This is a genomic window from Methylobacterium sp. B1 (assembly GCF_000333255.1).
Taxonomy (GTDB): Bacteria; Pseudomonadota; Alphaproteobacteria; order Rhizobiales; family Beijerinckiaceae; genus Methylobacterium; species Methylobacterium fujisawaense.
The window spans coordinates 1-9052 of record NZ_BACT01000506.1 but is presented as its reverse complement, the minus strand read 5'-3'; the positions used below and the strand labels follow the sequence as shown (position 1 = coordinate 9052).

The 9052-nt window shown below is 69.8% G+C and carries 10 protein-coding genes and 2 pseudogenes; 4 read left to right on the top strand and 8 right to left on the bottom strand.

Annotated features, from left to right (window positions below):
• Positions 1-27 precede the first annotated feature (27 nt).
• From I53_RS14915 to I53_RS14895, 5 genes and pseudogenes are all read right to left on the bottom strand, one after another.
• Positions 28-1500 carry an MDR family MFS transporter gene (locus I53_RS14915; RefSeq protein ID WP_043351996.1) on the bottom strand — a complete coding sequence of 491 codons (1473 nt, stop codon included), beginning with the start codon at positions 1498-1500 and terminating at the stop codon, positions 28-30.
• A 164-nt stretch (positions 1501-1664) separates the two neighbouring features.
• Positions 1665-2979 (bottom strand): annotated as a pseudogene (locus I53_RS14910) (MFS transporter).
• The gene (locus I53_RS14905) at positions 2979-3185 is read right to left on the bottom strand and encodes a hypothetical protein (RefSeq protein ID WP_043351993.1); all 207 of its coding nucleotides are present in this window, start codon (positions 3183-3185) and stop codon (positions 2979-2981) included. Before I53_RS14905 ends, I53_RS14910 begins: the two are co-directional and overlap by 1 nt.
• 67 nt (positions 3186-3252) lie before the next feature.
• Positions 3253-3510 carry a hypothetical protein gene (locus I53_RS14900; protein ID WP_043351991.1) on the bottom strand — a complete coding sequence of 86 codons (258 nt, stop codon included), beginning with the start codon at positions 3508-3510 and terminating at the stop codon, positions 3253-3255.
• Positions 3511-3619: 109 nt separating this feature from the next.
• On the bottom strand, positions 3620-3883 hold the full coding sequence (locus tag I53_RS14895; RefSeq protein WP_043351989.1) for a hypothetical protein: 264 nt from the start codon (positions 3881-3883) through the stop codon (positions 3620-3622).
• Between the two features lie 525 nt (positions 3884-4408).
• Between I53_RS14895 and I53_RS14890 the strand changes: the two genes are divergently transcribed.
• The gene (locus I53_RS14890; protein ID WP_043351988.1) at positions 4409-5425 is read left to right on the top strand and encodes an NAD-dependent epimerase; all 1017 of its coding nucleotides are present in this window, start codon (positions 4409-4411) and stop codon (positions 5423-5425) included.
• Positions 5426-5671: 246 nt separating this feature from the next.
• Positions 5672-6037 (top strand): cytochrome c family protein, encoded by a 366-nt coding sequence (locus I53_RS14885; RefSeq protein WP_024831013.1) that lies wholly within the window; start codon positions 5672-5674, stop codon positions 6035-6037.
• A gap of 66 nt (positions 6038-6103) precedes the next feature.
• Here the strand turns inward: I53_RS14885 and I53_RS14880 are convergent, their stop codons facing one another.
• The 3 genes from I53_RS14880 to I53_RS14870 all read right to left on the bottom strand — a co-directional run bounded on the left by I53_RS14880 (position 6104) and on the right by I53_RS14870 (position 7844).
• Complete coding sequence (locus tag I53_RS14880) at positions 6104-6622, bottom strand: MarR family transcriptional regulator (RefSeq protein WP_043351987.1); 519 nt, start codon at positions 6620-6622, stop codon at positions 6104-6106.
• Positions 6623-6750: 128 nt separating this feature from the next.
• Positions 6751-7695, bottom strand: coding sequence for a site-specific tyrosine recombinase XerD (locus I53_RS14875; RefSeq protein WP_043351984.1), 945 nt, complete (start codon positions 7693-7695; stop codon positions 6751-6753).
• Positions 7692-7844: a hypothetical protein gene (locus I53_RS14870; protein WP_043351982.1), complete on the bottom strand. Its 153-nt coding sequence runs from the start codon at positions 7842-7844 to the stop codon at positions 7692-7694. Before I53_RS14870 ends, I53_RS14875 begins: the two co-directional genes overlap by 4 nt.
• A 255-nt stretch (positions 7845-8099) precedes the next feature.
• Between I53_RS14870 and I53_RS35140 the strand changes: the two genes are divergently transcribed.
• On the top strand, positions 8100-8711 hold the full coding sequence (locus tag I53_RS35140) for a shikimate kinase (protein ID WP_051044824.1): 612 nt from the start codon (positions 8100-8102) through the stop codon (positions 8709-8711).
• 19 nt (positions 8712-8730) lie between these two features.
• Positions 8731-9052 (top strand): annotated as a pseudogene (locus I53_RS35135) (3-dehydroquinate synthase); the annotation flags it as partial.

Genomic DNA, 9052 nt, shown 5'->3' with positions numbered 1-9052 from the left:
CGGTCGTTCGGCCGGAGCGCTGCGACGCTACTCCACGGCGAGTTCGCGCGGACGGTCCGAGATCGCCACCCGCGGAACGAGGAGCGACAGGAGCAGCGTCAGCACCGCCACGACGAAAACCGTCCAGAACGTGCCGTGCAGGGCGTGCTGCAGCCCGTGCCGGATGGCTTCGCCGCCGGCGCCGAGGCTGCCGGGATCGTCGAGCAGGCGGCGGAGCTGGTCGGAATTCACCGCCGGGCCGCTCGACGGGTGCGCCAGCCGGTAGTTCAGCACGGCGCCCAGCACGGTGGCGCCGAGGGTCGAGCCGAGATTGCGCGAGAAGATGTTCGAGGCCGTCGCCGCCCCGCGCTGCGCCCAGGCGACGCTGTCCTGGATGATCACGATAGCGGCGGTGGACAGGAAGCCCATGCCGAGCCCCATCACCACGGAGCCGCAGGCCGCCACCACGGGGGATGTGTCTGGCCCGAGCGCCACGAAGGCGATCGCGCCGAGGGGCAGGAGGGTCGCGCCGACCAGCAGGATCGGGCGCAGGCCGAACCGCACGAAGCTGCGCGCCGCCGTGGTGGCGCCGATCGGCCAGCCGAGCACCATCAGGGTCAGCGTCAGGCCGGCGATGAGGGGCGATTGCCGCAGCACACCCTGAACGTACATCGGCAGGAACGCCGTGAGCCCGATCACCGTCATGCCGGAGAGCAGTGTCGCGGTGTTGGCCGTCGCGATGGGGCGCTGCATCCACAGGCGGATGTCGAGCATCGGATCCGGGGCGCGCCGCTCCTGGACGACGAACAGGATCGCGGCCACCACGAAGGCCAGCGCCGGCCACAGGGCGGCTTCGGCCGATTCACCGGCCTCGGTCAGCGCGAGCATCAGCGCCGCGATGGCCGCGGTGAACAGGGCCGCGCCGATCACGTCGATCTGGCGGCTGCGGCGCTCGACGCCCTCGTGGAGGAAGCGCAGGAACAGGCCGGCCGCGATCACGCCGATCGGCAGGTTGATCCAGAAGATCCACGGCCAGCTCAGATGGCCGATGATCAGGCCGCCGACCAGCGGCCCGGCCACCGACGAGATCCCCCAGACACTGGCGAGGAAGCCTTGGACCCGGCCGCGCTCGCGGGCCGAATACAGGTCGCCGACGATGGTCAGGCTCACCGGCTGGATCGCCCCGGCGCCGACGCCCTGCACGAGGCGGAACAGGATCAGCGAGGGCATCGACCACGCGAGCCCGCACAGCAGGGAGCCTGCGAGGAACACCGCGATGCCGAACAGCAGCACCGGCCGGCGCCCGTAGAGGTCCGACAGCTTGCCGAACACCACCGTGGTGGCCGTCTGGGTCAGCAGGAAGGAGGCGAACACCCAGGCGTAGAGGTGGAGGTCGCCGAGCTGTCCGGCGATCTGCGGCATCGCCGTCGAGACGATCGTCGCCTCGATGGCGATCATGAACATCGCCGCCATCACCGCGGCGAGGACCAGCGGGCGGCGCGTCTCGGAAGGCTTCGGCATGGCGCCGGTCTAGGCCCCACGAGCGTGCCGACCTAGCCTCGAAACCGGAGACCGGTTCTCTGGCCGCGAGAGCCGTGCGCGAGCGCACATACACCGGCACCTGGCCCCGCGGCGCATGCATGAGCATGGCGCCGCGATGCTCAGGGCGCATGCGGCCGGTCTGTTCAGGACTCGGGGTCGCGGTCGAGGTCCCGCCCGCGCGTCTCCGGCAGCAAAAAGCGGCAACAGTCCCGACGAGGCTGAAGCGGCGAGATAGTAGGCCGGCGCGAGCCGGTCGCCGGTCGTGGCGATCAACCAGTTCACCACGTAGTTGGTGCTGCCGCCGAACACCGAGACCGAGACCGCGTAGACGATCGACAGCCCGGCGCTGCGGACGGCCCGCGGCAGTGCCTCCGGAATGCCGACGATCACCGCGGCGGCGTTGATGGAAGACAGCGCCGAGAGCAGGAAGGTGACCGCGTAGACGCTGGCGGCGCTCGGCGCCTGCACGACCCAGGCGAAGGCCGGAACCGCCAGGATCAGGATCAGCGCACGCGGCCAGATCATCACCGGCCGCCGGCCGACCCGGTCGGCGAGCCAGCCGCCGAGCAGCGGGAAGATCACGGAGGCGAGCCCGAGCGCGATCGGCACCGCCGTGGCGGCCGTCTCGCTCAAGCCGAGCGTCGCGCCGGCGAAGACCGGCATGTTGGTGCCGACCGCGTTCGACACGGTGGAGGCGGCGATGACCAGGAAGGTCAGGCCCAGCAGCCGGCCATGCTCCCGCAGCAACCGGCCGACCACCGCCAGGGTCGAGGCGGCCGCGTCCGGATCCTCCTCGGCGCCGGCCGTCTCCGGCAGATGACTGCGGATGACGAGGCCGACCGGCACCACGCACAGGCCGAGGGCGAACATCAGCCGCCAGCCCCATTGCGCCATGGCCTGGTCGCCGAGGACGAACGCCAGGGCGGTCGCGAAGATCCCGGCGAACAGGGCCGCACAGCCCTGGCTGGCGATCTGCCAACTCGTCACGAAGCCGCGCTTCTCCGGCGGCGCCGCCTCCAGCAGGAAGGCGGTGGACGGGCCGACCTCGCCGCCGAGGGCGAGCCCCTGCACGAGCCGTCCGGCGATGACGATCACCTGTGCCCAGCCGCCGATCGTCGCGTAGGCGGGACAGGCGGCCAGCATCAGCATGCCGACCGCCATCAGCGCGATGGTGATCAGCATCGCGGGCTTGCGGCCGGCACGGTCCGCGAAGGCGCCGATCAGCACGCCGCCGATGGGCCGCATGACGTAGCCGATGCCGAACAGGGCCAGCGACGCCAGCAGGCTGTGGGTCGGATCGTTTGCCGGGAAGAAGGCCTCGCCGATCGGCTTGGCGAAGAAGGCGTAGACCGTGAAATCGTAGAATTCGAGAGCATTGCCCAGAACGACGGCCCCGACCGACTTGCGGTCGAGCGTAGGATGATGTGCGCCGGGATGCGGTGCGGTCCGGGCGTCCATCAGCGGGCCGACCCGTCGACCGGGTGCTTGGCGAGACCGCCGGTCACGGATTCTGCGCCATCCGCCAGGGCTTCGTCATGACCGGACAGCCGGAGCGCGGGCGCTTCCGTCCCCTCCGCGGAGGCGCGGGCTTTCGCGGCCGAGCCCTTGGCGGATGCGGCTCGGCCGAGCGCGCGGGCATCGAGATCGTTCGGGGGCGAATCCATTCGGGCGCAGCTCCGTATCGGTAGGCTGCGCCGCGATGTAGGGCGCGGATCGCGCGCGTCGTCGCTCTCAGTGACGCGTCGGATCCTCCGACGGCGGAAGCACGACGGCCTCGCTGAACGGGAATTCCAGCACGACCTCGCCGTCATCGTCCATGACCACGAGGCATGCGGTCATCAGCCGGGCCTGGTTCTGCGGATTGCGCAGGGCGGCGCGGATCGTCTCCTGGGCCATCTCCCACGCCGCGTCCGGATCGCGCAGCTCGGTCCCGGTCGGGTCGGAGACGACATCCGCGCCGATATGCGTATGGAAGAAGTACCGCGGCATGGCTTTTACCGGCTCGGAGGCGTCCGCCAGGGCGGAGCGATCCGCGATAGGTGGGGATCGCCGGTCCTTGGACCAAACCGCAGCGCAGGCCGCCCAGCCGCGCCCGTCCTCAGCCGTTCGCGGCGCGTCTGTCCGGTGCGGACGGGACCGGGCGGAGGGCCCGCACTTGGCCGGTGACGCCGGCCGCGCGGTGCTGCTTCTCCATGGCCATGAGCGGACGCAGTTCCGGCTCGGCGAAGTCGAGGAGCTTGGCGTTGCGCCAGCGCGGCTTACCGGAGCCGCGGCCGAACCAGCGGGGACGCTCTTCCTCGACCAGCAACACCAGTCGCCCCGTCCAGGTCTTTCGGAACCAGAAACGCCCCGTCAGAGACATCGCTCAATCCTTGCAGCAGAGCCGCCCCCGTCTTGGTGCCTCAATAGCGAACTCGGCGGTTCGCGTACGGTTAGAAGAAGCAGAAGGCCCGACGAAATCCCGCTATCCACAGCAGCCGGCGCAGCGGCACGGCGGGGAGCGCCTACCGTGCGAAGTGCCGGAGGGAGAGTGCCAGGACGACGAGCCAGACGCCCCCCGAAACGGCGAACACGAACCCGCGGAGGATCGCTGTCTCCAGCGCCGCGTGCGCCGAACGCCGATCCGGTGTTCGTGACACGCCGCCCCTGCGCGAAGGCTCGGGACGCGCTCCGACCGGCCGCTGCTCCGGCACGGCGAGCAGGCGCGTCAGGCTGTCCGGGAGCGGTCGCGGGTTTGTCTGCACGGCACCCGCGAACCTACAGGGCTCAGAGCCGGGGCGACAAGCCGTGCAGGGGTATCCCGGCGCCCCCTGCGATCCGATTTGTCGGCTTCCGGCCCCATGCTACAGCGCGCGCTCGGCGGGCTTGTCCGCCCGTCGGTCCGCGGATGTCACAGCCCCCTGTCTTGATCACCGGCGTCGCCGGCTTCATCGGGAACCAGCTCGCTTTGCGTCTCCTCGAGTCCGGCCGCCAGGTCGTCGGACTCGACAGCGTCAACGCCTATTACGACGTGCGGCTCAAGGAGGCCCGGCTTTCCCGTCTCGCGGGCTTCGAGGGCCACAGCTTCACGCGGCTCGACCTCGCGGACCGGGACGGCCTCGACGCGCTGTTCCGCCGGCACGACTTCCGGACGGTGATCCACCTCGCAGCCCAGGCGGGCGTGCGTCACTCGCTCACCGATCCCCATGCCTATGCGGCGAGCAACCTCGTCGGCTTCCTGAACATTCTGGAGGCCTGCCGCCACGGGGGTGTGGAGCATCTGCTCTACGCCTCATCGAGTTCCGTCTACGGCGGCGGCACGACCATGCCGTTCTCGGTGCATCAGAACGTCGACCATCCGCTCAGCCTCTACGCCGCGACCAAGAAGGCGAACGAGCTGATGGCGCACAGCTACAGCCATCTCTACGGGCTGCCGACCACCGGCCTGCGGTTCTTCACCGTCTACGGTCCCTGGGGGCGGCCGGACATGGCCCTGTATCTGTTCACCCGCGCCATCCTGGCGGGCGAGCCGATCCGGGTCTTCAACGAAGGGCAAATGCTCCGTGACTTCACCTACATCGACGACATCGTCGCGGGGATTCAGGCTCTGACGGAACGGCCGGCCACGCCAAACCCCGCCTGGAGCGCTGCCGAGCCGGATCCGGGGACCAGCGCCGCCCCCTACCGGATCTACAACATCGGCAACAACGAGCCGGTGGCGCTTCTGGAGATGATTGCACTCCTTGAGGCGGCCCTGGGCCGCAAGGCGGAGAAGATCCTGCTGCCTATGCAGCCGGGCGATGTTCCGGCGACCTACGCCGACATCGACGATCTCGTGCACGAGACCGGATTCCGCCCCGCCACGCCGTTGAAGACGGGCATCGGGCACTTCGTCGATTGGTATCGGACCTACCACGGCGTCTGAGACAGGCGCGGTGAGCGCGCGACCGGCCGCCGGCGGCCGGACGGGGCTTCCGGCCATCCGGGGAGCCAAACCGGCCGCACCGTGTTGAGGCAGGCGGCGCGCCGGGTCGGCCGCCGATCTGAACACGGGCGACGGCTTTGCCAGACTAGGCCGTTGCGCCCGCCGGGCAGATTCATTTAGAGCTATTCCAGGCAGGCAAGCTCTGCCCGCATCGCTGCCGCAACGGTGGCCAACAGGAGGAAATCCATGCGTTCACTCGTTTTCGGCGCCGTCCTTGCCGTTGTCATGCCGCTCGCGGCACAGGCCCAGGAGGCCGGGGATGCGGCCGCCGGCGAGAAGGCGTTCGCTCCCTGCAAGGCGTGCCACAATTTCCAGAAGAACGGCGTGGGCCCTGATCTGAAGGGTGTCGTCGGCCGCAAGGCGGGCACCTACGAGGGTTACAACTACTCCGCCGCCCTGAAGAACTCGGGCATCACCTGGGACGAGGCCAACCTGCACGAGTGGCTGAAGAACCCGAAGGCGAAGGTCCCGGGCACCAAGATGATCTTCCAGGGCTATCCCGACGACAAGAAGATCAACGACGTCATCGCCTACCTCAAGACGCAGTCCTGAGACGCGAATCCGCGCAAGCCAGAACCGGGAGCGACCGCGCGGTCGCTCCCGGGCCGGGTGCGGTCCCTAGTCGGACGCGAGACCTGCCTGAAGGCTCAACCTGAGGGTAACGAGATCGTGAAGGAGATCCTTGCGACCCTGGATGTCGAAGCCGGTCAGGCCGCCCGCCTCGTTGGGGATGCAGGCCAGTTCGTCGCGCAGGGCTAGGCCGGCCGGGGTGAGGAAGATGCTGACCTGACGCTCGTCGACCCGGTCGCGGGCACGGCGAACCCGGCCCGAGGCCTCGAGGCGCTTCAGAAGCGGCGTCAGCGTACCTGAATCCAGGAACAGACGATTTCCGATCTCCTTCACCGAAAGGCCGTCCTGCTCCCAGAGCACCAGCAGGACGATGTATTGCGGATAGGTCAGCTCGTAGCGCCCGAGAAGGTTTCTGTAGGCGCGACCGAAGGCGTGCGCGGCGGCGTAGACCGCGAAGCACAGCTGATTGTCGAGGCGCTGCCGCTCCTGCTGCGAAGGCTGATCGGCACGCGTGTGCCCCGCCTGATCCAGCTCAGCGCCGATCTGCGAGGCCGAAGGGCCTGACATAGGAAAACTCTCTCTGGTAAAGGCTGGCTCGCGTACCGGTATGGCGAAAGGCCCCTCTTAGGCATTTCGCATAACCTATACAATTGGGGCGATCGACCAGGATTGCCACGCGTTCTGTGCGGTGATCCTCAGCCATCCATCAACGGATGCAGATCGCGGACCATCGCCTTCAGGCGTTCATCGAGCACGTGCGTGTAGATCTGCGTTGTCGAAATGTCGGCATGACCGAGCAGCTCTTGGACGATGCGCAGGTCGGCCCCGTTCTGCAGGAGATGGCTGGCGAAGGCGTGACGGAGCACGTGGGGGCTGACGCGGTCCGGATGCAGGCCGGCCGCCGCAGCGAGCGTCTTCAGGTCGCGGGCGAAGGCCTGCCGGGTGAGATAGCCGCTGTCGCTGTCGGCGGGGAACAGCCACGCGGAGTCCTCCGGCACCGCCGGAAGATGGGCCGACATGGCGGCGCAGGCCGCCTCGGTCAGGGGGACCAAGCGCTCGCGGCCGCCCTTGCCCTTGATGAAGAGGTAGCGCTCGCGGCTCACGCCCGCCGCGCGCGGCAGCGCGACCAGCTCCGAGACGCGCAGGCCCGTGGCGTAGAGCAACTCGAGCAGGCACACCATCCGGCGTGCCCGGCGGGCCGGCCCCGGCGGCTGCTCGGCGGCGGCGGCCGCCTGCGCGGTGGCGAGCAACCGGTCGACCTCCGCGATGGAGAGCACCTTGGGCAGCGACCGTCCCCGGCGCGGTCCGGAGACCGCGACGCTGGGATCGCTCTCGGCGCCCCCCTCGGCGTACAGGAACTTGTGGAAACCGCGCACGCAGGACAGGCGCCGCGCTGCCGAGGAAGCCTTGAGGCCGCGGGTCTCGAGATCGATCAGGAAGGCTCGGAGCGTGCCGGAATCCACGGCGTCGAGCGCGGTCCCCGACCGGGCGAGGTAACCGAGATAATCCTCCAGATCGCGCCGGTAGGCGGTCAGGGTGTTGAGGCCGGCACCGCGCTCGGCGGCCAGCATGTCGAGATAGTCGGCGGCCTCGGGGCAGAGCGCCCGGCCGGCATCGCCGGAGACGTCCGACCCGCTCAACGGTTGCCGGGCTGGAGCTTCGAGGCGGGGATGGAAACAGTCATCTCCCGCGGCGTCGGCTGGACGAAATTCGCCAAGGCGAACATCGCAGCGAAAACCAGACCCGCCAGGATCGCGAGGGTGGCGAAGAAACGGAATAGGGTCGGCACGTCGGTCGAACCTCGGGCAGACGGGCGCTGGCGGCGGGAAGGGGGACGGGCGAGGGCTGTCTCCGAGCCGCCGCGGGTGCTCGGGTTCGACCACGCGAACGCGGCGCTGACAAGGCCCACAACGACACAGCGATGCGTTTCGCAGCCCGCTTGAATCGCGCTAAGAGCCTGCCGCAGGATGGAGGCAGCCCGGCGACAGGCGCTCGGGGGCCGGTGAGGAGGCGGGGACGCCACACGGATGCGATGCAGGAGTCGATGCAGGAGGCCATAAGCGAGGAGGCGGCGGGTGAACCGATCGAGGCGCGTCTGCGCCGCGCGCTCGGCCTGCGCTCGATCGTGCTCGTCGGCCTCATGGGGGCGGGCAAGAGCACCGTCGGCCGGCGCCTGGCGAGTCGCCTCGGGCTGATCTTCAAGGATGCCGACATCGAGATCGAAGCGGCGGCCGGCCTGACGATCCCCGACATCTTCGCCATCTATGGCGAGCCGAGCTTCCGCGACGGCGAGGAGCGGGTGATCTCGCGGCTTCTCCGGGCCGGCCCGCTGGTCCTGGCGACCGGCGGCGGCGCCTACCTTCGCGAGGCGACGCGCGCCCGCATCGCCGAATCCGCGGTCTCGGTGTGGCTGAAGGCCGATCTGGACGTGCTGATGCGGCGCGTGCGCAAGCGCGGCAACCGTCCGCTGCTGCAGACCGAGGACCCGGAGGCGACGATGCGGGACCTGATGGCCGTGCGCCACCCGGTCTACGCCGCCGCCGACGTGATGGTCATCTCCCGGGAGGTGTCGCACGACCGGGTCGTCCAGGACGTGCTGGAAGCGCTGGACGCCCATCTCAGCGGCGAAGGCTCCGTCCCCGTTGCCGCCCAGTGAGACCCGAGCGAACCGCCCCATGACCGAGCCGACGCCCCGTCAGGACCTCCTGACCGTCCACGTGCCCCTCGACGCCGGCCGCGCCTACGACATCCTGATCGGCCGCGGGCTGATCGACACGGCCGGCGCCGCCGTGGCCGCGCTCGGGGGACGCCGCGCCGCCATCGTGACGGACGCCACCGTCGGCGCCCTCTATGCCGCGCGGCTTCGCACCAGCCTGGAGCGCGCCGGCCTTCAGGCGGGCGTGGTGACGGTGGCACCGGGCGAGGCGTCGAAGTCCTATGCGGGCTTTGCGGAAGTCTGCGACGGTCTGCTCGCCCTCAAGGTCGAGCGCGGCGACC